Raw genomic sequence first — 22,711 nt, 5'->3', positions numbered from 1 at the left:
AAGGCGGTTCCCGGTGATTCCTTGACGGTCGCCTGAGCCACCACCCCGCGTCCTCCCGCCTCCCCTCCCCCTCCCACTCCACCGGATCCACTCCCACCGCACCCACCCACCTGCTGCCACCCCCCGAATCCACCCGCACGAGCCGCGCCCCTCTCCCCGATCCAGGAGGCCGCTCATGACCACCCGTCCACCGACGACCGACCAGAACGACGACGCCGAACTCTCCGAGTTCGGCTACAAGCCGGAACTGAAGCGCACGCTCGGCAACTTCCACACCTTCGCCGCGGGCATCAGCTACATCTCCATCCTCACCGGCACCTTCCAGCTCTTCTACTTCGGCTACGGCAGCGGCGGTCCCGCCTATTGGTGGTCCTGGCCGATGGTGTTCATAGGCCAGCTCATGGTCGCGCTCTGCTTCGGCGAACTCGCCGCCCGCTACCCGGTGGCCGGGTCGGTCTACAACTGGGCGAAGAAGGTGGGCAATCCACACATCGGCTGGCTCGCGGGCTGGATGATGCTGCTCGCGTCGATCGTGACGATCGCGGCCGTCGCGCTCGCCTATCAGCTGACGCTCCCGCAGATCTCCTCCACCTTCCAGTTCGTGGGCGACGGCACGGGAAAGTACGACGTCGCCACCAACGCCGTGCTGCTGGCCGCGGTACTGATCCTGTTCACCACCGTCGTCAACGCCTTCGGCGTGAAGCTGATGGCGACCATCAACACCGCGGGCGTCTTCATCGAGCTGATCGCCACCGTCGTGCTGATCATCCTGTTCGCGGTGCACATCACGCGCGGCCCCCAGGTGGTGATGGACACCCAGGGCACCGGCGACGGGCAGCCGTTCGGCTATTTCGGCGCGTTCCTGGTGGCCTCGCTGGCGTCCGCCTATGTGATGTACGGATTCGACACGGCCTCGTCGCTCGGTGAGGAGTGCCTCGACCCCTCGCGGAACGCGCCGCGCGCCATCATCCGCGCCATCGTCGCCTCCTTCGTGCTCGGCGGGCTCGTCCTGCTCCTCGCGCTGATGAGCGTCTCCAGCCTGAAGGGCGAGAAGCTCTCGACGGACGGGCTGCAGTACATCGTCCTCGACGTGCTCGGCCCGACGGCCGGCAAGGCGATGCTGTGGTGCGTGCTGATCGCGGTCACGGTGTGCGCGCTGGCCGTGCACACGGCGGCGGTCCGGCTGGCCTTCGCGATGGCCCGCGACAACAACCTGCCCGCCTCGTCGAAACTCGCCAAGGTCAACGCGCGGTTCAAGACTCCGGTCCTGCCGACCGTGATCATCGGCCTCCTGGCACTGGCGATCCTGGTGGTCAACATCCGTCAGCCGCAGATCTTCACCGTGGTCACCAGCATCGGCATCATCATGATCTACCTGGCGTACCTGATGGTCACCGGGCCCATGCTGATCGCCCGGCTGCGCGGCACATGGCGGCCGGCCGGCGACGGCAAGTTCTCGCTGGGGCGCTGGGGGCTGCTCGTCAACATCGTCGCCGTCGTCTGGGGCGCCGCCATGACGCTCAACCTCATCTGGCCGCGTTCCGAGGTCTACAACGCGACCGCCCCGTACCACTGGTACCTGCGCTGGGGCGCTGTCCTGTTCGTGGCCGTCGTCGCCGGGGGCGGCTACGCCTACTACTGGTTCGTGCAGCGGCACCGCACCGGGGTGCTCGCCGAGCACCAGCTCCGGTCCGACGCCTCCGCCGCCTCTCCCCTGATCGCCCCCGCCGCCGAGTGAGGACCGGCGGTCAATCGGCCGAAGAGCAAACCGAGGAGGTCAACTCTCCATGACTGTCGATGAGTTCGACTATGTAGTGGTCGGTGGCGGTACGGCGGGCAACGTGGTGGCGGCCCGGCTCTCCGAGGATCCCACCGTCACGGTGTGCGTGCTGGAGGCGGGGCCCAGCGACGTCGGCGACGACGACGTCCTGAAGCTGGAACGCTGGATGGGTCTGCTGGAGTCCGGCTACGACTGGGACTACCCGGTCGAGCCGCAGGCCAGCGGCAACAGTTTCCTGCGGCACGCCCGCGCCAAGGTGCTCGGGGGCTGCTCCTCGCACAACTCCTGCATCGCCTTCTGGGCCCCCGCCGAGGACCTGGACGGCTGGGCCGCGGCGGGCTGTACGGGATGGAGCGCGGCCGAACTCTTCCCGCTCTACCGGCGGCTGGAGTCCAACGACGCCCCCGGCGACCACCACGGTCGCACCGGACCGGTGAAACTGCGCACGCTCAAGGGCGAGGACCCCTGTGGCACCGCACTCCTTGAGGCGTGCGCGCAGGCGGGCATTCCGACCACGGCCTTCAACACCGGCACGACCGTGGTCCGCGGCGCCAGCTGGTTCCAGATCAACTCCGACGAGAACAACGTCCGCCAGTCCTCGTCGGTCGCGTATCTGCACCCGGTCATGGGCAAGCGGCCGAACCTCTCGGTGCGTACGGGGGTGCGCGCCAAGAAACTCGTCCTGGAGGGGCGGCGGTGCGTGGGCGCCGAGTACCTGGACCCGGACCTGATCCACACACGGACCGTGCGCGCCCGTCGCGAGGTGATCGTGTCCTGCGGATCCATCGACACGCCCAAGCTGCTGATGCTGTCGGGCATCGGCCCCGCGGCCCATCTGCGCGAGGTCGGTGTCGACGTCGTGGTGGACTCGGCGGGTGTCGGTGAGAACCTCCAGGACCATCCCGAGGGCGTCATCATGTGGGAGGCCCGGCAGCCGATGACCACCACGTCCAGCCAGTGGTGGGAGGCGGGCATCTTCTACGACACCGAACCGGGCCTGGACCGGCCGGACCTGATGTACCACTACGGCTCGGTGCCGTTCGACATGAACACCGCGCGGCACGGATTCCCCACGACGGAGAACGCCTTCTGCCTCACCCCGAACGTCACCCGCGCGAAGTCACGCGGCACCGTGCGGCTGCGCACCCGCGACCACCGGGACAGGCCGAGGGTCGATCCGCGCTACTTCACCCACGAGCACGACGTGCGCGTGATGACGTACGGGCTGAGGCTGGCCCGGGAGATCGCGGCGCAGCCCGCGCTGAGCGGCTGGGCGGGCGCGGAACTCGCTCCCGGCCCGGACATCCGGACGGACGACGAACTGCTCGACTACATCCACAAGACCCACAACACCGTCTACCACCCGTCCTGCACCGTGAAGATGGGCGCGGACGACGACACCTCGGCCCCGCTCGACGCGCGGCTGCGGGTCAAGGGGGTCGGGGGTCTGCGGGTCGCGGACGGCTCGGTCATGCCGGATCTCATCTCCGTCAATCCCTGCATCACGACGATGATGATCGGCGAGAAGTGCGCGGACCTGTTGAAGGAGGACGTGTAGAGGCGCTCCATGAGGCGCGCCGGGGGACGCGGGGAACCGCGCGGCCGGCCACGGCCGGTCCGCGGCTCCCCCGGCCCTCCGTCCCCACGTCCCCGCGCGCTACGAGGCGGCCGGCGCCGGCCGCTTGAACATCCGCGTCGCCGTGATCTCCGTGTGCACCGCTTCCCCGGCGGGAGCCTCACGCGGCAGTCCCGGCCGGAGATGCTCCTCGACACTGATGTACTTCAGCCCGGCGCGCAGGTCCGCGTCGTTGCGCAACCGGATCACGAGAGGGAACTCGGCGAGCGCTGTCGTGTCGAACAGTCCCGTGGTGTAAAGGAGTTGGACACCGAGCGCGTCCGAGACGGCCCTCTGCAGCTCCAGCAGGTACGTCGCGTTGGCGCGCCCGATGGGGTTGTCGAGGAAGAGCGTGCCGGCGTGCCGGTGCTTGTCGCGGCCCCGGTCGTTGCTGCGCAGCGCGGCCATCGTGCAGTAGAGCGCGATGGCCGCGGTCAGCAGCTGCCCGCCGGAGAACACGTCGCCCATCTGTCCGACGGGAACACGCTCGGCCCGCAGCACGGCGTCCGGCTTGAGGATCTCGACCGCGACACCCTTGGGCCGGAGCGCGGCGCCGACGCCCCTCAGCAGCAGCGACATGCCGTCGCGGCGCATGTCGGAGTTCTTCTTGACCGCCGCGCGGGTGGCCTCGTCGACGACCTCGCCGAGCCGTTCGGTCAGCGTGGCCTGGTCGGGCTCCTCGAAGCGGATCCGCAGGAACTCCTGTCCTGACCATTCACCGAGCCCCTCGGGCAGCCGCGACAGCCGCTGGGCGGAGCGCAGGGTGGCGAGGGAGGACTCCACGAGCCCGCGCAGCCGGTCGACGATCGAGTCCCGGTTGCGCTCCAGCTGCTCCAACTCGTCCGTGAGGACCCGCAGTCGGGGCGCGAAGGCGTCCGCCCACTTCTGGGCGTGCTCGGGCAGCGCGGAGACGGGCAGCTCACGGATCTGCTGCCGGGCCGGGGTGCGCACCTGCTCGTAGCGGGTGGAGTTGGCGTGCCGTACGAGGATGTCACCGGCCTCGCGGACGGCGCCCTCGGCGGCGGAGAGGTCGGCGGCGCAGCCGCGCAGGGAGCGGCGGGTCTCGGTGGCCGCGTGCCGTGCCTCTTCGAGGCCACCGGGGTAGGGCTCCTGCTCCTCGTGCTCCTCGTCCGAGTGCTCGCGCAGCAGGTCCCGCAGGAGGGCCGCCGTCTCGTCGAAGCCGCCGGCCGCGTCCTCGGCGGTGCGGTGGGCGTCGAGCAGTTCGGCGTGCGCGGCCCGAGCCTGGTTCAACGCCTCGGCTCGGGAGGCGAGTTCACCGGTGGCCGTGCGCAGCAGGGTCTGGGCGTGCTCGGCGTCGCGCGGGACCAGTTCCGCGGAGAGTTCGGTGTGGGCCTCGCCGTCCTGCGGCGCGTGCCGCTCGGCCTCGCCGCGCAGCCGCCCGAGCTGCTCGCTCGCGGTCGACATCCGGGTCTCCAGGAGCTGTACGAGTTCCTCGGCACGGGCGGCGGCGGCCTGCCGGGACGGCCCGTCCGAGCCGTCCGGAGCCTCCAGCAGCTGTGCCGCACGGGTGCGCACCTTGTTGCTGAGCCGCTCCAGCTCGGCCAGCGCCGCGCTCTCGTCGCTCTCCGCCCGCGCCTGCTCGGCCCGCAGGTCGGCGCCGACGCCGACCTGCTCGTACAGCTGCGACGCGGCGCGGTAGGCCTCGCGCAGGGCGGGCAGCGACGACTTCGCGGCGGCCGGCGCGTCCTGCGGTACGTCGTCGGGGGCGCCGGCGATCTCCGCGCGCTCGGCGCGCAGCGCGCGGGCCGTGCGGCGGGCGTCGTCGGCGGCACGCTGGGTGGCGCGGCGGTCCTCGTCGGCGGCGCGGGCGCGCTCCAGGCAGGTCTGGGCGCGGGCCTCCGACTCCGTTGCCTCGTCGGCGAGTTCGCGCAGTCTCACCTGCCAGCCGGCGCGCTCGCGGAGCCGGAAGGCGAGACCCGCGAGCGCGTCCGCGGCGCGCCGGGCGCGCTGGGCGGTGTCCTGGCGTTCGTCGCGCAGGAGCGCGGCCTCGGCGGCGGTCTCGTCGGCCTCGGCCCGCGCCGTGCGCGCTTCGGCGAGTTCGGCCTCGGACTCCTGGGCGAAGGCGCGGGCTTCCTGGGCGGCCGCGGCGAGTTCGACGAGCCGGCCGGACGGGCATCCCGTGCGCCAGGACGCGAGCCGCGCCGCCAGCTCCCGGTCCTTGGCGAGCCGGCCGGCCAGGGCGCGGATCTCCTCGTCCCGGACGGTGGCGCGGGCACGCAGTGCCTGCCGTTCCTCGTCGGCCGCGTGCTCGTCGTGCATGGCCGGGTTCGGAGGGACGAGGAACACCCCGCTGTCTCCCGCGTCGGCGGCCGGGGTCGGGGCGAGCAGCGCGGCGGCGGTGCCCACGGCGACGGCTGAGCGCGGCAGCAGCGCGGCCTCCGCGAGTGCCTCACGGGCCCGTGCGTGGGTGGCGGGGTCGGTGATGATCACACCGTCGACGAGTTCCGGCCGGGCGGCCAGCACCCGCGCGTGGTCGACCGGGTCGACGGCCTGGGCGAGATAGCGCCAGCCGGGCAGCGCCGGGATGCCGTGCTCACCGAGGTACTCGACCGTGGCCAGGACGTCCGGGCCGGGCGGCAGCAGCCCGCCGTCGCCGAGGGCACCGAGGATGCGCGCGTCGTCGGCCGCGGCGGTGCGCAGTTCGAAGAGCTGGCGTTCGGCGGCGGACACTCCGTCGTCGAGGAGCGCGCGCAGCTCGTCGGCGTACTGGTCCAGCTCCTCGGGGGTGAGGGCGCCTTCGGCCGCGGCCCAGGGGTCGGTGGAGGAGTCGCCCCCGCCGCCGGCTCCGGCGTGGCCGCCGAAGTGCCCGGTGCGCCCGGCCGGGTCGTCGCCCGTGCCCGCCTGCCGGACCGGACGGCCGGTGAGCGCGTCGGCCGTGTCCGCGCCCGCCCGGGGCAGCGGCACCCCGCCACGGGCCCTGGCTCCGGAGCTGGGCAGGCTGAGCAGTTCGGCGAGCCGCTCCTCGGCCGCCAGCGCCTCCGCGGTACGGCGCTCCCCGTCGTACGCCCGCTCGGCCGCCGTCGCCGCGTCGGCCGCGCGGGCGGCCGTCAGCTCCGCGCGGGACTCGGCGGACGCGGCCTCCCGGGCGTGTTCGGTGGCGCGTCGCGAGGCCTCGCGGGTGGTGTCCCAGGCCGCGACGGCGGTCTTCTCGGCGTCGCTGGCGGCGAGCGCGGCGCGGGCCGGGTCGGCGTCGGGAGCGGTGTCGTCGAGCCAGCCGGCGCGGACCGCCTCGGCGGTCTCCTGTTCGACCTCGCTGAGCCGTTGGCGCAGGTGTCCGATCTCGCTGCGGGCGCGCTGGGCGGCGGTGGCCGCAGCGGTGGAGTCGGCGTACGCGGTCTCGCCGACGTCCTGCAGTCCGGCGGAGCGCTCCTCCTCCTCGTTCGCGAGCGCTTCGGCGCCCTCGGCTGCGCGGTGCAGGGCGCGGACGAGGTCGACGGCGGCCAGGGCGCGGGCGGCGAGCGCGGGCGCGGCGTCCCGCTCGGCCTCCAGGATCGCGGCGGCCACGCGCGCGGAGCGGTCGGCCGCGGCCCGGTGGCGCAGGACGAGTTCGGCGGCCTGCCATGAGGTGTGCAGCGTGCGCGCGTCGGCGAGCTCACGTTTCTGCGCGGCCGCCGACTTCTCGGCCCCGGCGAGCGCCAACGAGGCGTGCCGGTAGGCGAGTTCCGCGGCGATCAGCGCGCTGCGCTCGCGGGCCCCCTCGGCATGGGTGACGGCGTAGGCGGCGGCGGTGACGCGCTGCGCGAGCTCTCCGGCGCGCACCCGCTCCCGCACGGCCCGTGCGGACAGGCGCCGGGCGAGCGTCCGGGTGCGCCGCTCGGCGGCCGCGTGGATGTCACGTGCGCGGGAACGGGCGTCGGCGGACTCGACGATGCGTCCGAGCAGGTCCGCGGAGCCGGCCGTGAAGTCCCGCTCGGCGATCAGCTCGGAGCGCCGCCCCAGCTTGTTGCCGAAGCCGCCGACCAGGTCCGCGAGGCCGTCCGTGTCGCGGGTGTCGGTGACCGCGCGCAGCAGCAGGTCGGTGAAGTCGGAGTCCTTCTTGACGGCGAAGAGGCCGGCGGCCTCGCCCTCGTCGGCGTTCATCTCCCGCTGGTAGCGGAAGAGTTCGGGGTCGAGGCCGAGGTCACCGAGGTGTTCGTTCCAGCGGTCGTGGATCTCCTCCCAGTGCACCTCCAGGTGCGGGTAGGCCTTGCCCGCCTCGGTGATGGCGTCCCGGAAGCCCTTCATGGTGCGGCGCCGTCCCTGCGCGCCGGACGCTCCCTCGGCGGTCGGACGGACGGTGGTCGCCTCGGCGACGGGCAGACTGTCCAGGCTCAGGCCGGGGCCGGGCCGGAAGGAGTACCAGGCCTCGGCGAACTTCCGCGGGTCGTTGGAGACCTGTCGTCCGCGCCATTCGCTGGCCTTGCCGACCACGACGCACTCGCCGGTCAGGGTGTGCTGCCACTCCAGCGCGACGTGGCCGCAGTCGTCGGCGAGCAGGAACTTGCGCAGCACACCGGAGCTGGCGCCGCCCAGGGTGTTGCGGTGCCCCGGCAGCATCACCGAGAAGATCAGCTTGAGCAGTACGGACTTGCCGCCGCCGTTCTCCAGGAAGAGGACGCCCGCGGGCGCGGGCCGGCGCGGCGGCCCGACCGGCTCGTCCGCGAAGAACTCCGCCTGGATGGGTGCGGGGTCGGGCACGGGCTCACCGACACCCCGCAGGTCCAGCACGGTGTCGGCGTAGCGCGCACCGGCCGGCCCGATGGAGTAGAGGCGGACCCGGGACAGCTCGTACATGGCGGCGGACTCTCGTCGTCAGTCTTCGGATACGTGCGGAGGTGCTGGGGATGCGGGGGCGGTTCAGGAGTGGAACGGCAGTCCGGCGCCGGCCACCGGCTCCAGGTCGTCGCCGTCCTCGGCGGGCAGCAGACTCGCGGTGCCGTCGGTCACCGGGACGACGCCCAGCTCGAGCAGTTCGGCCATCGCGGCGCTGCCCGCCATGTCCCGGACCTGGAGCTGGTAGCGGGCCGTCGTCCGGTACGTGCCGCCCGCGTCGTCGCCGGTGCGCTGCAGGAAGCCGGAGTCGGTGAGGAACGCGACGGCCTTGCCGACGATGCCGGTGGTCGAGCCGGCGAGTCTTCGCGCGTCCTTGGTGGCCCCGGTGGAACTGCGCCGCGCCCAGATCCGCCAGGCCGCCTCCAGGCCCGGTGCCTCGGTCGCCGGATCGGTGTTCTCGCCCAGCTCCTCGGCGCGCTCCTCCAGGCGGCGGCAGGCCTGTCGTACGAACGCGTCGACGCCGTTGACCGAGACGCGTCCGATGTACCCGTCGTCGGCCAGGTCCTCCGGCCGCGGGAAGGCCAGGGCGGCCACGGCGAGGTGGGCGAGGCCGTGCAGGAAGCGGTCCACGGAGTCGGCGGAGGTACGGCGCGCGTAGTCGCCCATGCGGACGGCGAAGACGGAGTCCTCGGCGGCCGTGACCGCCATGCCCGCGCGAGCGGACACCTCCAGGACGATCAGGCCGAGCCCGGCGGCCACGGCGTCGGCGAGGCGGGCGAAGGGCGGGTCCTCGCGGTAGCGCCGCAGCAGCTCCGCGTACTCCTGGTCGCGGGCGGGCTGCAGTTTGGGCTGCAGTCCGAAGGCCACGAGCCGCGCCGCGTCGGCGGCGTCGGCGGGCGTGACGGGGGCGTTCGCCGGCGCGGCGACGACGTCCGGCTCGCTCCACTCGACGTGCTGCTCGGTCACGGAAGGGGCTCCTTGTCCAGAAGGTTCACAGGTACGGGGGCGGGGGCGCCCCGGTGCGGGGTGCGGCGGGCCGCGCGACCGGCCCCGACCGGCCGGCGGGCCATGGACGACCCGCGGCTCCCCGGCGCTTGCGACGAGGCGTTCACTTCCGGTCCGCCGCCATCCCCGCCGCGTCCAGCAGGGCCATTCCCACGATGAGATCGGCACCGCCGAACTCCGGATCGTCCAGCTCGGTCCCGTCGTCGACGGCGAAGAGCAGTTTCTCCTCACCCTGCCGGTAGGCGGTACCGACCGGTGGACTGGCCGCGTGAATGGCCAACAGTGCTACCAGGTAGGGCAGTTCACGGTCGCGGCGACGTGCGTCCGCCAGCAGCCCGGACAGCCGCCGGGGCGCGTCGGCGGGCAGGTCGAGCAACTCCATGGCGCTCGCGAGCTGCTCCTCGCTGAAGCGGCTGTCGTCCGGGGTCGCGATCAGGTCCGGCTCGGGCATCTCGGCGCCGAGGTGCTCCCGCTCCACGGGCGGGGTCAGCAGGAGGTCGACGAGATCACCGACGCGGACGGAGACGGGGGTGCGCAGGCCGGTCCCGCGCGCGAAGAACGCGTCGGTCACGCGCCGCGCCTGCTCGACGGGCAACGGGAGCAGGGGCGCGACCAGGTGGCCGTAGAGGTCGATGCCCGCGGTCGTCATGGGGGTGGCGAAGGCCTGCCGGTCCTGCTCGGCGCGGAACAGCGGGCCGGCCTCCAGGAGCCGGGACTGCAGCTGTGTGTGCCGGCGGATGCAGTCCTTGACGATGTCGACGAGCTCGGCGGCACGGCGCTTCTGTTCGGGGTCCTCGGACTCGTCGCGGGCCTTGCGGATGTTGGTGAGGATCGCGTTCTCGTGGCGGTAGCGGTCCGCCACGTGGTCGAGGGCCTCGGCGATCATGTCGGGCACGGCCCGGAGCCAGTCGACGGCCCGCACATTGCGCCGGGTGGCGTCGAGCGCCCTGCGGAGCGTCTCCGAGTACTGCACGGTCCGGTAGCGGGCCTGCTCGGCGGCGAGCTGCGCGTCGGCGAGGCGGCCCCGGCTGATCAGCACCTCCAGCTTGACCTCGGCGGCGATCTGCGCGCTGGTCACGTCGGTGTCGAGGGCGCCGACGAGGACGTTGACCGCCTCGTCCGTCGTACGGAGGTAGACGGTCCCCCCGTACCCCGGGACCTCCTCGATCAGCTTGAAGTCGTAGTCGCGGCGGACATAGGAGCCGTCGGGCGCGAACGTGCCGTACACGGCCCGGAAGCCGCGGTCGACGCTGCCGACGTTGATCAGGTTCTCCAGGACCCAGCGGGCCACCCGCTCGTGCTCGGCGACCGGGCGCCGGGGTGCCTGCGCGGCGATGCGCGGGATGAGCCTGGCCACTATCTGGTCGTGGTCGGCACCGGTGTCGAAGTCCATGTTCAGGGTGACGACGTCGATGGCGGAGAGGGCCACCTCGGCCATGCCGTAGACCGTGTACTCGCCGGCGAGATTCGCCTTGCGCACGTCCAGGTCGTGCAGCGGCGCGGTGCAGGCGAGCGCACGCAGCCGCCGCGCCAGGCCCTCGTCGGCGGCCGGCCCCGGAGCGGAACGCGGCGCCGCGCTGAACTGGGGCGGAACACGGTCCGTCGATGCAGGCGAAGTCACGGTGCACAGACTAGGTCCTCGGTCTGACAACGGTCGAAACGGCGCAGAAGCGACCGCCCGTCACCGCGGGTTCGGCGCGCCCCGCCCATCGCGCCCCGACGCTCCGCCCGCGCCTCGGCCGGGGCCCCGCGCACCACGTCCCGGTCGACGCCCCGCGCGCCACGTCTCAGCCGACGCCCTCCGCGCCGTCCGCCACCCGCCGCGCGTAGACCTCCACGACCCTTTCGAGCGAGTCGTCGAGATAGACCGCGAGCAGGTGCTCGGCCCCGTCCCGGTCGCCGGCCCGCAGTGTCCCCAGGATCTCACGGTTGCGGGCGAGGTACGGCTCGTGCAGCCGTCGCGGGTCGTCCACCACGTGGAAGGCGAGCCGCAGTTCGGCGAAGACACTGCGCATCACCTCGTCGGTGCGGGAGCTCCCGGCGAGCGCGACCAGCTCCCGGTGGAAGTGGATGTTGGCCGTACCCACGGCTTTCCAGTCACCTTCGCGCGCCGCCCGCCGCCCCTCCGCGACGGCGAGGGCGAGGTCGTCGAGGGCGTACGGCGGCTCGCCGAGCCCTCGGACCACGGCGCACTCGACGAGGGCACGGGTGCGGTAGATGTCCTCGACGTCCTCGACCGTCAGCACCCGTACGAAGACCCCGCGGTTGAGCTCGTGGACGAGCAGCCGTTCGTGCGTGAGCAGCCGGAACGCCTCGCGCAGTGTGTTGCGCGACACACCCAGCGCCCCGCCGATGCTGTCCTCGGACAGGCGCGTCCCGGGCAGGAAGTACCCCTCGGCGACCCGGCTCCTGAGGATGTCGGCCACCCTCTCGGCGGTGCTGGTGCGGCCCAGCAGGGCGCGGTCGTCGGCCAGTCCGGTCAGCTCTGCCATGCCCGGAATTCAATCGTAGATACAGGAACGAAACAACACGGGTATTGAAGGATCGTTCAACGATCCTCTACCTTGGCGGTCAGACGGCGCCACACCGCCCGCACCTCCCGCTCGAACCCGGCGCCCGTCCCTTCCGCACGGCACGGCACGGCACGGCACGGCTCAGTCCTCACGCACCCTCCGTCCCTCATTGCGAGGTGCCCATGAGCACGACCCCTCCCTCCCAGGCCCTGACCGCCGGCACCGGCCCGGGCGCGGGTCAGCCCGGTTCACAGGACGGCGCGTTCGGCTGGTTGCGCGCCCTCGGCCCGCGGGGCCGCCGGGCTTTCGCCGGCGCGTTCGGCGGCTACGCCCTCGACTCCTACGACTACTTCACCCTGCCGCTGAGCATGGTCGCGCTGGCGGCGTACTTCGAGCTGGACAGCGGCCAGACCGGTCTGTTCACCACCGTCACCCTGGTCGTCTCGGCGGTCGGCGGCGCGATCGCCGGGGTGGTCGCGGACCGGATCGGACGCGTCAAGGCACTCATGATCACCGTGATCACGTACGCGGTGTTCACCGTGGCCTGCGGATTCGCGCCCGACTACGAGACGCTGCTGGTCTTCCGCGCCCTCCAGGGCCTCGGGTTCGGCGGCGAGTGGGCGGTCGGCGCGATCCTGGTCGCCGAGTACGCGAGCCCGAGGCACCGGGGCCGCACGCTCGGCGCGATCCAGAGCTCCTGGGCCGTCGGCTGGGGCCTCGCGGTGCTCGTCTACACCCTCGTCTTCCAGTTCCTCGGCGACGACCTCGCGTGGCGCGTGATGTTCTGGACCGGCGCGCTGCCCGCGCTGCTGGTCGTCTGGGTGCGCCGCCGGGTGCAGGACGCCCCCGGGGCCGCCGCCGAGCGCGAGAGGAGCGCGGACAAGGGCTCGTTCACGGCGATCTTCAGGCCCGCCACGGCCGAGGACCCCGGCCTGCTGCGCACCACGTTCTTCGCGGTCCTCCTCTCCACCGGAGTCCAGGGCGGCTACTACACGCTGGCCACCTGGGTGCCCACGTACCTGAAGACGGAGCGGGGTCTGTCCGTCGTCGGCACCGGCGGCTACCTCACGTTCCTGATCTCCGGGGCCTTCACCGGCTACCTCACCGGCGGGTACCTCACCGACAGGCTGGGCCGCAAGCGGAACATCCTGCTCTTCGCGATCCTCTCCGCGGTCTGCGTCCTCACCTACGCCAACCTCCCGAGCGGCGCCGACACGCTTCTCCTCGTGCTCGGTTTCCCGCTCGGCTTCTGCATGTCGGCGATCTTCAGCGGCTTCGGCTCGTTCCTCAGCGAGCTGTACCCGTCGGCGGTGCGCGGCACCGGACAGGGCTTCACGTACAACACCGGCCGTGCCGTGGGCGCCGTCTTCCCCACCCTGGTGGGCTTCCTGGCCGACAGCTGGGGCGTGGGCGGCGCCCTCGTCTTCGGCGCGATCGGCTACGCGCTCGCCGCCCTGGCGCTGATCGGTCTCCCCGAGACCCGCGGAAAGGAACTCCTGTGACGTACGTGGTTTCCCCGTCCTCCTTGTCCGCCCCGTCCGTCTCGTCCACCCCGTCCGCCCCGTCCGCCCCGTCCGCCGACTCAGCGGCCGCCGCGTGCCCGGCGGCTCCTCCAGCCCCCGCCACCTCCGCGGCCCCCGCACAACACACCTCCCAGGAGGGCCCGTTGCACCCGCTCGGCGAGCACGCGCGCGCGTGGACCCCCAAAACGGCGCGCGCCAGGTTCCGTTCGGGCGTGTCCGGCCCGACGGCCGGGATCGCCGCAGGGCACACCCAGGCCAACCTGATCTCGGTTCCCGCCGACTGGGCGTACGACATGCTGCTGTTCTGCCAGCGCAACCCCGGACCCTGCCCGGTCCTCGACGTCACCGACGCGGGCTCCTGGACCACCCCGCTCGCCGAGGGCGCGGACCTGCGCACCGATCTGCCGCGCTACCGGGTGTGGGAGCACGGCGAGTTGGTGGACGAGCCCACGGACGTCGTCGACCGCTGGCGTGACGACCTGGTCTCGTTCCTGATCGGATGCAGTTTCACCTTCGAGTGGGCGCTCACCGAGGCGGGCGTGCCCCTGCGCCACATCGAACAGGGCCGCAACGTCTCCATGTACGTGACCGCGCGCCGGTGCCGGCCGGCCGGGCGGCTGCACGGCCCCATGGTGGTGTCGATGCGCCCGGTCCCGCCCGAACACCTGGCCGCGGCGATCCGGGAGAGCAGCCTCATGCCCGCGGTGCACGGCAGCCCCGTGCACTGCGGGGAACCCTCCGGGCTGGGCATCCGCAGTCTCGCGCACCCCGACTTCGGGGACGCGGTGGACGCCGAACCGGACGACATCCCGGTGTTCTGGGCCTGCGGGGTGACTCCTCAGGCGGCCGTGATGGCGTCCCGCCCGCCGTTCGCGATCACCCACGCGCCCGGACAGATGTTCCTCACCGACGCCCGTGACGACCAGTACCGCGTGGCCTGAAGCGGCCGGAGAGGAGAGACTGCGTCCCATGACCCCGATCGATCTCAACGCCGACCTCGGCGAGGGCTTCGGCCGCTGGCGGCTGACCGACGACGAGCGGTTGCTGTCCGTCGTCACCAGCGCCAACGTGGCCTGCGGATTCCACGCCGGCGACGCGGTGACCATGCGGCGGGTGTGCGAGCTGGCGGCCGAACGCGGCGTACGGATCGGCGCCCAGGTCTCCTATCGCGACCTGGCGGGTTTCGGGCGGCGCGCGATGGACGTGCCGTCCGACGAGCTGACGGCCGAAGTGGCCTACCAGATCGGCGCCCTGGAGGTCTTCGCGCGCGCGGCGGGCGCGCGCGTGGCCTACGTGAAGCCGCACGGGGCGCTCTACAACCGGATCGTGCGCGACGAGGAGCAGGCGGCCGCGGTCGTCGACGGCGTCCTGCTCACGGGCGCCGCACTGCCCGTCCTCGGTCTGCCGTCCTCCCGCTTCCTGAAGCTGGCGGAGCGGGCCGGACTGCCCACGGTCACGGAGGCGTTCGCGGACCGCGCCTACACCGCCGAGGGAACCCTCGTACCGCGTACCCGCGACGGCGCGGTGATCACGGACGCCGAGGAGGTCGTCGAACGCTCGCTCGGCCTGGCCCGCTCCGGCACGGTGACGTCCGACACCGGGGAGCGGGTCGCGGTCCGCGCCCGCTCGCTGTGCCTGCACGGGGACACCCCGGGCGCGGTGGAGCTGGCGCGCCGGGTCCGCGCGCGTCTGGAGTCCTCGGGCATCCGTGTGGAGCCCTTCGTATGAGGGCGTTGCCGGTCGGGGAACACGCCCTGCTCGTCGAGGTCGCCTCCGGCGAGGAGGCCCAGGCCCTGCACGCCGAACTGCTGCGCCGCCGGTCGGAGGGTTCCCTCTCCGTCCGGGAGATCGTCCCGGCGGCCCGTACGGTCCTGCTGGACGGCCTGGACGACCCGGTGCGCCTGGCGTCACGCATCCCCGGGTGGGACATCCCCCCGCTGCCCGCGCGCACGGGCGGCGCGATCGAGATCCTCGTGCGCTACGACGGCCCCGACCTGGCCGACGTCGCGGCGCGGTGGGGAGTTCCGGAGCACGAGGTGGCGACGATCCACACGGCGGCCGAGTTCCGTGTCGCCTTCTGCGGGTTCGCACCCGGATTCGGCTACCTCACCGGGTTGCCCTCCCGGTACGACGTGCCGCGCCGGGCGACTCCGCGTACCTCGGTCCCGGCGGGTTCCGTCGCCCTCGCGGGCCCCTACACGGGCGTGTACCCGCGCTCGTCGCCGGGCGGCTGGCAGCTGATCGGCACCACGGACGCGGTGCTGTGGGACCACACGCGGGTGCCGGCCGCGCTGCTCGCCCCGGGCACCCGGGTCCGGTTCGCAGCGGCGGAGTGCTGATGACCGACCGGGCCCTGGCCGTCGTGCGCGCCGGGGCCCTGACCACCGTCCAGGACCGGGGCCGCCCCGGCCACGCGCATCTCGGTGTCCCCCGCTCCGGCGCGCTGGACGCGCCCGCGGCGGCGCTGGTCAACCGTCTCGTCGGCAATCCCGTCGAGGCGGCCGTCCTGGAGACCACCCTCGACGGCTGCGCCGTGCGTCCGCGTTCCGCGGTCACCGTGGCCGTCGCGGGCGCGCCCTGCCCGGTCACGGTGGACGGACGGCCGGCGCCCTGGGGCGCGCCGGTGCGTGTCCCCGCCGGGGCGCTGCTGGACGTCGGCGCCGCCCGCGCGGGACTGCGCACCTATGTGGCCGTGTCCGGCGGAGTCGCCGTGGACCCGGTCCTCGGCAGCCGCTCCACGGACCTCCTCTCGGGCCTGGGCCCGCCGCCCCTCACGGACGGTGCGGTGCTGCCGCTGGGCGACCCCGGCGACGTGCCCGCGCGCGTGGACGTGGTTCCGCACCCGGGTCCGCCCGCCGAGCTCGTCCTGCGGGTGACACCGGGGCCGCGCGACGACTGGTTCACCGCCGGTGCCCTGCGCACGCTGACGACGGCCGGCTACCGGGTGTCCTCGGCGAGCAACCGCATCGGGCTGCGTACGGAAGGGCCCTCTCTGGAGAGGGCCGTTTCCGGCGAACTCCCCAGTGAGGGCATGGTCCTGGGTGCCGTGCAGGTGCCGCCCGACGGCAGGCCGGTGGTGTTCCTCGCCGACCATCCGACCACCGGGGGGTACCCGGTGATCGCGGTGGCCGTCACGGCCGACCTCTCCGCGGCCGCTCAGGCGGTCGCCGGAACGCCGGTCCGTTTCCTGGCCGTACGCCGCCGCTGAGGGGCCGACGGGCCGCCGCTCCTCCTCATGCGGCGTCCGGCTGTTCGCCCCCCGACAGCGCGGCCAGCGCGGAGGCCACGGCGTGCGAGGCGCCGAGGTCGAGCCGGGCGCTGGTGCCGCGTGCCCGGTGACGGACCTCGGCGGCGGCCAGCGTGAGCAGTTGCGGCAACAGATCGGTGCACCGCCGGGCCACCCATCCCGTCCCCGCGGTGGCCAGCCACCACAGGCTCGCCGAACGGGTCGGCGCGGGGAACTCGGGCTCGGCCGACGGGGCGGGCCCGGTGGCGACGCCCCGTAGCGCGAGGGGCGCGTGGAAGCGCAGGGCGAGCTGCCGGTGCCCGCGCTCCCCAGGATGCAGCCGGTCCGCGCTCCACAGCTCGCGGTCCGTCAGCCAGGCGCCCTCCGCCGCGTGCACGTGCACCGCCCCGTAGCGCTCGGACAGCGCGTGCACGACCGCGTTCACGGCCCGCTGGCGCCGGGCCAGCGGACGGGCGAGCGACCCCGGCAGTCCGAGCATCGCACCGGGATCCGGCAGACAGGCCGTCAGGAGCACGGCACCCTGATCTCGGAAGGCCGCGTACACCTCGTCGAGCCGGGCGGCCACGGCGTGGATGTCGAAGGTGCACCGCAGGGTGTCGTTCACCCCGATCACGACGGACACCACGTCCGGGCGCAGCGCCAGCGCCTTGGGCGTCTGCCGTTCCAGGACGTCGCGCGTCTGGGCGCCGCTCACCGCGAGGTTGGTGAACTCGACGGACGCGCCGGGGCCTTCGGACGGCCCGCCGACGGCCCGTCCCGAAGTCCCGTCGCCCGGCCCACCGGCCGTCCCGCCGGTGAACCCGCCCGACGGCCCACCTGCCGCCCCGGCGGCGAACCCCCCGTCCGACCCGCGTCCGAGCCCGGCAGGGGCCCCTACGGGCACCCCCGGCGTCCCTTCGGACACCCCGTCCGGCACCCCCTCGGGCACTCCGCCCGCAAGCCCGTCGGCGAGCAGTGCCGCCCAGCCCCGCCAGGCCTCTCCCACGGGGTCGCCCACGCCCTCGGTCAGCGAGTCTCCGAGGGCCACGAAACGGAGGGGTCTCATCCGACGCCCTCCTGAAGGCGGGGCCGCACCTCGGCGGGCGCGTCGTGCGCCGCGAGGAAGGCCTTGACCGCGGTGTCCCAGCCGAAGCACTCGGCACGCGCGCGTGCCGCTTCCCGGCGCTCGGTCTCGGGACGCCCCAGGAGCAGCCGCACCGCGTCCGCGAAGGAGTCACCGCTGTCGGCGGCGGTGGCCCCGGCGGACCCGACGATCTCGGGCAGCGCGGACAGCGCGCTGGCGACCACGGGGGTGCCGCAGGCCATCGCCTCCAGGGCGGCGAGCCCGAACGTCTCGGCGGGCCCCGGCGCCAGGCACACGTCCGCCGATGCCTGCAGCGCGCCGAGCAGCGCGCGGTCGGCGACATGCCCGAGGAAGGTGACGGGCAGCCGGCGCTCGGCGGCCCGCTGTTCGAGCCGGGCCCGCAGCGGTCCGTCCCCCGCGACGACGAGCACGGCCCGCTCCCCCCGCCGCAGCAGTGCCTCCAGCGCGTCGAGTGCCGTACCGGGCCGCTTCTCGACGGACAGCCGGGAGCACATGACCAGCAGGACCTCGTCCGCGCGCGCGTGAAGGTCACGTATCGCGGGATCCCTCAGCGCGGGATGCCGCCCGGCCAGATCGACGCCCAGCGGTGCCCGTACGACATTGCGGGCGCCGATGCGCACGAACTCGCGCTCCGCGAACTCCGTCGTGCACACGACCCGCGCGTAGGAGTGCGCCGTACGGGTGTTGAGGGCGTCGGCCGTCCTGCGGGCCATCGCCTCGGAGAGCCCCCAGGTACGCAGCACGCCGTCGGCGGTCTCGTGGGAGACCATCACGGCGGGCACCCGGGCCCGCCGCGCCCAGACCCCGGTCCAGCGCAGGGTGGTCCGGTCGGAGACCTCGAGCCGGTCGGGGGCGAGGGACTCCAGGAGGCGGGCGACGCGCTTCTTGTCCGTGAGCACGCGATAGCCGCCGGTGCCGGGCAGCAGCGGTCCGGGCAGTGTGATGACCCGTCCCTGCTCGGTCTCGGTGTCGCTCACCCGCTCACCGGGGACGACCAGCACCGGCTCGTGGCCGGCGGCCCGGTAGCCGGTGCCGAGTTCCCGCAGGGCGGTGCGCAGGCCTCCGGAGGCGGGAGCCACGAAGTTGGCCAGCCGCACGATGCGCAGACTCATGCCGCCACCACCGTCCGCGCGGAGAGCACCTCGGCGTAGTGGCCGATGAGCTGGTCACCGACGGCGGCCCAGGTGCGGCCCTCGACGGTGGCGCGCCCGGCGGCGCCGTAGTCGGCCCGGCGGGCCGGATCGGCCGCCAGGGCCGCCACGGCGTCGCGCACCGCGGCCGCGTCGCGGGGCGGCACCAGCAGGCCCGTCCGGCCGTGTGCCACCAGGTCCAGCGGTCCGCCCGCGGCGGGCGCGACGACGGGGACCCCGCTGGCCATGGCCTCCTGCACGGTCTGGCAGAAGGTCTCGAAGGGGCCGGTGTGCGCGAAGACGTCCAGGGAGGCGAAGATCCGGGCGAGTTCGTCGCCGGTGCGCCGCCCGAGGAAGACGGCGCCGGGCAGCGCCTCGCGCAGTGACGTCTCGCTGGGCCCGTCACCCACGACCACGACGCGTACGCCGTCCAGGCCGCAGACTCCGGCGAGCAGTTCGACCTGCTTCTCGGGGGCGAGCCGGCCTACGTAGCCGACGATCAGCTCGCCGTTCGGCGCCAGTTCACGCCGGAGCGCCTCGTCCCGGTGTTCGGGACGGAAGCGGACGGTGTCCACCCCGCGCGGCCACAGCCGTACCCGGGGCACACCGTGCGCCTCCAGGTCGTGCAGGGCCGCGCTGGAAGGGGCGAGCGTCCGGTCGGCGGCGGTGTGGACGGAGCGGATGCGCCGCCAGGCGGTGGCTTCGCCGGCACCCATGTACGTACGGGCGTATCCGGCCAGGTCGGTCTGGTAGACGGCCACGGCGGGGATGCCGAGCTTGGCGGCGGCCGCCATGCCGCGGACGCCGAGGATGAAGGGGCTGGCCAGGTGGACGACGTCCGCGCGGTGTTCGACGAGCGCGGCGGCGACGCGTCGGCTGGGGAGGGCGACACGGACCTGGGGGTAGCCCGGGAGCGGGAGGGAGGGGACACGGACGACGGGACACGGCGCGAGGGAGTCGGGCCCGCCCCCGACGGGGGCACCACCCGGTTCGAACGATGCCGCGAACTTGGGGGAGGTGGCCGGAGCGACGACAAGGGGAGCGTGACCGCGATCGACGAGGTGCCGGGCGGTCTGGAGCGCGCAGTGGGCCACGCCGTTCACATCGGGGGGAAAGGATTCGGTCACGATGACGACACGCATACCCGTGTTCTCGCCGTGCTGGACGTGGCCGCGTCAACGTGGATCTTTCCTGCCGGGGAACGCCCCGTGAGCGTTGTCTCGCACACCTGTCCAGGTCAGCCGACGGCCATGCCCTCCTGACCCCCGGGTCACTTCTCGTTCATACGGCGGGTGCGTCGGGCCCGATCCGGCTGCGTACGGCTGTCTGGACCTCCGCCTCCTCGGCCGGATCCGACGCGAGCCGGCGCAGCTGATCCACGACGCGGGCGTCACCCGTCTCGGCGTGTCGCGCGGCCACTTCGCGGGTCGACTCCTCGCAGTCCCACAGGCACTCGACGGCGAAGCCCGCGGGGAAGGAGGGATCGGTGGCGGCGAGTGCACGGGCGGCTCGCCCGCGCAGATGGGACGAGGCCGTTTCGCGGTAGATGTGCCGCAGTACGGGGGCCGCGCAGACGATGCCGAGCCGCCCGGCGCCGTCCACCAGGGTCCACAGCGTCGGCGCGTCGGGACCTTCGCCCCGTACGGCCTCCCGCAGCGCGCCCAGGACCAGCTCGCTGTCCTTGGTGCCGCCGCGACAGGCGAGCATCCGGCCCGCGGCGGCGCCCAGGGCGTCGGGCCGGTGCGCCCAGCCGCGGGCCCGGTCGACGGCGGCGACACTGCGCATGCGTTCGAACGCGTCGACGGCGGCCTCCGCGACCGCCTCCGTGCCGTCGCCGACGGCGGCCTCGATCAGCGCCAGGGCGTCCGGATCGTTGCTGTCGGCGAGATAGCGCAGAGCGGTGCACCGGGCCCCGTCGCCGCCGGCACGGGCGGCCTCGACGATCTCGGGCCGGTCCTCGGGGGCCGCGACGGCCGTGAGACAGCGCGCGGCCGGCACATGGAGTGCGGCTCCGCGGTCCAGGCCCTGCTGCGCCCACTCGAACACGGCTCGTACGCTCCATCCCGGGCGGGGACCGGCCGGCCGCATCTGGCGTTGCCACCGGTCGAAGGAGCCCTGCTCCTGGGCCGCGCGCACGCGGGCGCCGATCGCCGCGCGGGGATCGTCGGCCCACAGCCGCCAGGGCCGGGGCTCGAAGGCGTCGCGGACCTGGGCGGCGAGCGCGGCCTCGCCCTCCGGGTCGGCCGGGAAGCGGGCGAGCACGGGCTCGGCGAGGGCCCGCAGGCCCGCGTCGTCGTCGCGCAGGGCCAGCTCGTCCAGGGCCCAGGCCCAGTTGGTGCCCGAGGCGGCGTACGCGCGCAGCAGCTCCAGGGCGTCCCGCCTGCCGTACGAGGCGAGGTGCCCGAGGACCGCGAGGGCGAGCCCCGTGCGTGACTCGCAGTCGTCGAGGATGTCCTCGGCGTCGAAGAGGTGCCGCTCGATCTCGTCGAGCTCACCGCTCAGATCGAGGAAGAGACGGGCGTAGTACAGGGAGCGGTTCTCCACCTGCCAGTCGTGGCGGGGATCACTCAGCACACAGTGGTTCAGTGCCGCGAGCGCCTCGGCCCGCGGTGCGGTGAGCGCGTGCAGCGTGCCGTCGCCGCGGCCCCTCTGGAGCAGGCCGAGCAGCGTTCCGCTGGGCGCTATGACCGGATCGAACATGGGAAACAGCCTCACATCAAGCGTCGACGCAACCGGGAACCTGCATTACCTGGCCGCGTGACAACACGTCGGAGCGTCCGCCGTTTCTTGCTTGCTGTAGACCATCTTCCTCTGCCTCTCGTCGGTGGCCCATGCGGGCCGAGTCACGGCCCGCGCGGTGCGGCAACACCTGCCCAGCCATCGCGTCCGTGAATCACGACGTCATGATGACTCGGCAGTTCTTCCTGCCGCGACCGTATTTCCGGCGGCCCCGTTCCGCCTCCCCCGTTTTCCGTGTCGTGCCTGGTCAGCGTGGCCGGGTCAGTGCGCGCCGAACAGTTCGAGCAGTTCTGTCCTGCCGAACATCCGGGCCGTGTCGACGGCCGAGGGGGTGCCGGCGGCCGGATCGGCGCCGCTGTCGAGGAGCGCGCGGATGACCGCTTCCTCGCCCTTGAAGACGGCCCCGGCGAGCGGCGTCTGACCCCGGTCGTTGATCCGGTCGGCCTCGGCGCCGCGCTCCAGAAGGGCGCGCACCGCCCCGGCGTGACCGTGGTACGCGGCGAGCATCACGAGGGAGTCGCCGCGGTCGTTGGTGAGGTTGGCCGGGACGCCCGCGTCGACGTACGCCACCAGCGCCTCGGTCTCGCCCCGGCGTGCCAGATCGAAGATCTTGGTCGCCAGCTCCACGACCTCGGGGTCGGGGACTTCACTCATCGGCCGGACCACCTCTCACAACGGCGACAACGACAGGAATCGCCACAACGGCAACAGGACAACAGCCGCGACAACGGCAACAGCGGCAGCGGTCACGACAACAACCACCGCCCACGGACTGCGGGAGCCTACGACAACGCGCGGAGTGTCATGCGCAGGTTCGTACGGCAGCGGGTTGTGCGCCGTACGGGTGAATCGCCAGCGTACTGGCTCCGGCGGCACATGACCGGCCGCCGCCGAGGCAAGGATCACCACGATTCCACCGGGAGAAACCGGGAGTCGACGGGAGTCGGCAGACCCGTCGCGTCGTACCGGAACAGCTCAGCCGATCGAGTGAAATCACAAGAAATCGACCCATTTGCACCTTTTATCGTATGGATACATCCTGTGATCCTGGAACAACTCATGGTGACTGTCCCCACGAACCAGGAGAGCACAAATGATTCTGTCCATGTCAGGCGTCGTCCTGCTCGGCATCATCGTCTTCCTCTTTTTCCGCAAGGACGGGCTCAAGGCGTCGCACGCCATGGTGTCCGCGCTCTTCGGCTTCTACCTCGCCAGCACGGCCATCGCGCCCAGCATCAAGGCCGGGGGCGAGAGCCTGGCGAGCCTCCTGGGCGGGATCAAGTTCTGACGTCCCCGCCCCTC

General features: G+C 73.3%; 17 protein-coding genes. 8 read left to right on the top strand and 9 right to left on the bottom strand.

Annotated features, from left to right (window positions below):
- Window positions 1-175: 175 nt before the first annotated feature.
- Together GFH48_RS33065 and GFH48_RS33060 are read left to right on the top strand one after the other, a co-directional pair.
- Complete coding sequence (locus GFH48_RS33065; protein ID WP_153291753.1) at window positions 176-1,738, top strand: APC family permease; 1,563 nt, start codon at window positions 176-178, stop codon at window positions 1,736-1,738.
- A 49-nt stretch (window positions 1,739-1,787) separates the two neighbouring features.
- Window positions 1,788-3,338 carry a GMC family oxidoreductase gene (locus tag GFH48_RS33060; protein WP_153291752.1) on the top strand — a complete coding sequence of 517 codons (1,551 nt, stop codon included), beginning with the start codon at window positions 1,788-1,790 and terminating at the stop codon, window positions 3,336-3,338.
- A gap of 99 nt (window positions 3,339-3,437) precedes the next feature.
- On the opposite strand, the gene GFH48_RS33055 is transcribed toward GFH48_RS33060, so the two are convergent.
- The 4 genes from GFH48_RS33055 to GFH48_RS33040 form a co-directional block, all read right to left on the bottom strand.
- A complete protein-coding gene (locus GFH48_RS33055; protein ID WP_153291751.1) occupies window positions 3,438-8,189 on the bottom strand; it encodes a coiled-coil domain-containing protein in 4,752 nt (1,583 codons plus the stop codon).
- Between the two features lie 63 nt (window positions 8,190-8,252).
- Window positions 8,253-9,134 carry a hypothetical protein gene (locus GFH48_RS33050; RefSeq protein WP_153291750.1) on the bottom strand — a complete coding sequence of 294 codons (882 nt, stop codon included), beginning with the start codon at window positions 9,132-9,134 and terminating at the stop codon, window positions 8,253-8,255.
- A gap of 142 nt (window positions 9,135-9,276) precedes the next feature.
- On the bottom strand, window positions 9,277-10,794 hold the full coding sequence (locus GFH48_RS33045; RefSeq protein WP_153291749.1) for a hypothetical protein: 1,518 nt from the start codon (window positions 10,792-10,794) through the stop codon (window positions 9,277-9,279).
- 166 nt (window positions 10,795-10,960) lie between these two features.
- Complete coding sequence (locus tag GFH48_RS33040; RefSeq protein WP_153291748.1) at window positions 10,961-11,665, bottom strand: GntR family transcriptional regulator; 705 nt, start codon at window positions 11,663-11,665, stop codon at window positions 10,961-10,963.
- A gap of 203 nt (window positions 11,666-11,868) precedes the next feature.
- Between GFH48_RS33040 and GFH48_RS33035 the strand changes: the two genes are divergently transcribed.
- The 5 genes from GFH48_RS33035 (at window position 11,869) to GFH48_RS33015 (ending at window position 16,417) form a co-directional block, all read left to right on the top strand.
- Entirely contained in the window at window positions 11,869-13,188 is a 1,320-nt protein-coding gene (locus tag GFH48_RS33035; RefSeq protein ID WP_153291747.1) for an MFS transporter, read from the top strand.
- Window positions 13,189-13,352: 164 nt separating this feature from the next.
- Window positions 13,353-14,150, top strand: a complete 798-nt coding sequence (locus GFH48_RS33030) for a putative hydro-lyase (RefSeq protein ID WP_153291746.1) — start codon at window positions 13,353-13,355, stop codon at window positions 14,148-14,150.
- Window positions 14,151-14,178: 28 nt separating this feature from the next.
- Entirely contained in the window at window positions 14,179-14,937 is a 759-nt protein-coding gene (locus GFH48_RS33025) for a LamB/YcsF family protein (RefSeq protein ID WP_153291745.1), read from the top strand.
- Window positions 14,934-15,548, top strand: coding sequence for a 5-oxoprolinase subunit B family protein (locus GFH48_RS33020; protein WP_153291744.1), 615 nt, complete (start codon window positions 14,934-14,936; stop codon window positions 15,546-15,548). The genes GFH48_RS33025 and GFH48_RS33020 overlap by 4 nt, the downstream gene beginning before the upstream one ends.
- On the top strand, window positions 15,548-16,417 hold the full coding sequence (locus GFH48_RS33015) for a 5-oxoprolinase subunit C family protein (protein WP_153291743.1): 870 nt from the start codon (window positions 15,548-15,550) through the stop codon (window positions 16,415-16,417). The genes GFH48_RS33020 and GFH48_RS33015 overlap by 1 nt, the downstream gene beginning before the upstream one ends.
- 25 nt (window positions 16,418-16,442) lie before the next feature.
- Here the strand turns inward: GFH48_RS33015 and GFH48_RS33010 are convergent, their stop codons facing one another.
- From GFH48_RS33010 to GFH48_RS32990, 5 genes are all read right to left on the bottom strand, one after another.
- Window positions 16,443-17,501 carry an SGNH/GDSL hydrolase family protein gene (locus GFH48_RS33010; protein ID WP_153291742.1) on the bottom strand — a complete coding sequence of 353 codons (1,059 nt, stop codon included), beginning with the start codon at window positions 17,499-17,501 and terminating at the stop codon, window positions 16,443-16,445.
- On the bottom strand, window positions 17,498-18,652 hold the full coding sequence (locus tag GFH48_RS33005) for a glycosyltransferase (protein WP_153291741.1): 1,155 nt from the start codon (window positions 18,650-18,652) through the stop codon (window positions 17,498-17,500). Before GFH48_RS33005 ends, GFH48_RS33010 begins: the two co-directional genes overlap by 4 nt.
- Window positions 18,649-19,812, bottom strand: coding sequence for a glycosyltransferase family 4 protein (locus tag GFH48_RS33000; protein ID WP_153291740.1), 1,164 nt, complete (start codon window positions 19,810-19,812; stop codon window positions 18,649-18,651). Before GFH48_RS33000 ends, GFH48_RS33005 begins: the two co-directional genes overlap by 4 nt.
- A 139-nt stretch (window positions 19,813-19,951) precedes the next feature.
- Complete coding sequence (locus GFH48_RS32995; protein ID WP_153291739.1) at window positions 19,952-21,370, bottom strand: HEAT repeat domain-containing protein; 1,419 nt, start codon at window positions 21,368-21,370, stop codon at window positions 19,952-19,954.
- 300 nt (window positions 21,371-21,670) lie between these two features.
- Window positions 21,671-22,063 carry an ankyrin repeat domain-containing protein gene (locus GFH48_RS32990; protein WP_153291738.1) on the bottom strand — a complete coding sequence of 131 codons (393 nt, stop codon included), beginning with the start codon at window positions 22,061-22,063 and terminating at the stop codon, window positions 21,671-21,673.
- A 439-nt stretch (window positions 22,064-22,502) separates the two neighbouring features.
- Here GFH48_RS32990 and GFH48_RS32985 point away from each other — a divergent pair, with 439 nt between their 5' ends.
- Complete coding sequence (locus GFH48_RS32985; RefSeq protein WP_093835779.1) at window positions 22,503-22,697, top strand: hypothetical protein; 195 nt, start codon at window positions 22,503-22,505, stop codon at window positions 22,695-22,697.
- The last annotated feature ends 14 nt before the right edge of the window (window positions 22,698-22,711 follow it).

The sequence above is a fragment of the Streptomyces fagopyri genome (assembly GCF_009498275.1).
In the GTDB taxonomy this organism is placed as follows: domain Bacteria; phylum Actinomycetota; class Actinomycetes; order Streptomycetales; family Streptomycetaceae; genus Streptomyces; species Streptomyces fagopyri.
The sequence above is the reverse complement of the archived record's forward strand: the minus strand, read 5'-3'. Positions and strand labels throughout refer to the sequence as shown.

Bases quoted from the DNA above. Each gene is read 5' to 3' on its own strand.
- GFH48_RS33065 (WP_153291753.1), top strand. From the start codon at position 176: ATGACCACCCGTCCACCGACGACCGACCAGAACGACGACGCCGAACTC.
- GFH48_RS33060 (WP_153291752.1), top strand. From the start codon at position 1,788: ATGACTGTCGATGAGTTCGACTATGTAGTGGTCGGTGGCGGTACGGCG.
- GFH48_RS33055 (WP_153291751.1), bottom strand. From the start codon at position 8,189: ATGTACGAGCTGTCCCGGGTCCGCCTCTACTCCATCGGGCCGGCCGGT.
- GFH48_RS33040 (WP_153291748.1), bottom strand. From the start codon at position 11,665: ATGGCAGAGCTGACCGGACTGGCCGACGACCGCGCCCTGCTGGGCCGC.
- GFH48_RS33035 (WP_153291747.1), top strand. From the start codon at position 11,869: ATGAGCACGACCCCTCCCTCCCAGGCCCTGACCGCCGGCACCGGCCCG.
- GFH48_RS33025 (WP_153291745.1), top strand. From the start codon at position 14,179: ATGACCCCGATCGATCTCAACGCCGACCTCGGCGAGGGCTTCGGCCGC.
- GFH48_RS33020 (WP_153291744.1), top strand. From the start codon at position 14,934: ATGAGGGCGTTGCCGGTCGGGGAACACGCCCTGCTCGTCGAGGTCGCC.
- GFH48_RS33015 (WP_153291743.1), top strand. From the start codon at position 15,548: ATGACCGACCGGGCCCTGGCCGTCGTGCGCGCCGGGGCCCTGACCACC.
- GFH48_RS33010 (WP_153291742.1), bottom strand. From the start codon at position 17,501: ATGAGACCCCTCCGTTTCGTGGCCCTCGGAGACTCGCTGACCGAGGGC.
- GFH48_RS33005 (WP_153291741.1), bottom strand. From the start codon at position 18,652: ATGAGTCTGCGCATCGTGCGGCTGGCCAACTTCGTGGCTCCCGCCTCC.
- GFH48_RS33000 (WP_153291740.1), bottom strand. From the start codon at position 19,812: ATGCGTGTCGTCATCGTGACCGAATCCTTTCCCCCCGATGTGAACGGC.
- GFH48_RS32995 (WP_153291739.1), bottom strand. From the start codon at position 21,370: ATGTTCGATCCGGTCATAGCGCCCAGCGGAACGCTGCTCGGCCTGCTC.
- GFH48_RS32990 (WP_153291738.1), bottom strand. From the start codon at position 22,063: ATGAGTGAAGTCCCCGACCCCGAGGTCGTGGAGCTGGCGACCAAGATC.
- GFH48_RS32985 (WP_093835779.1), top strand. From the start codon at position 22,503: ATGATTCTGTCCATGTCAGGCGTCGTCCTGCTCGGCATCATCGTCTTC.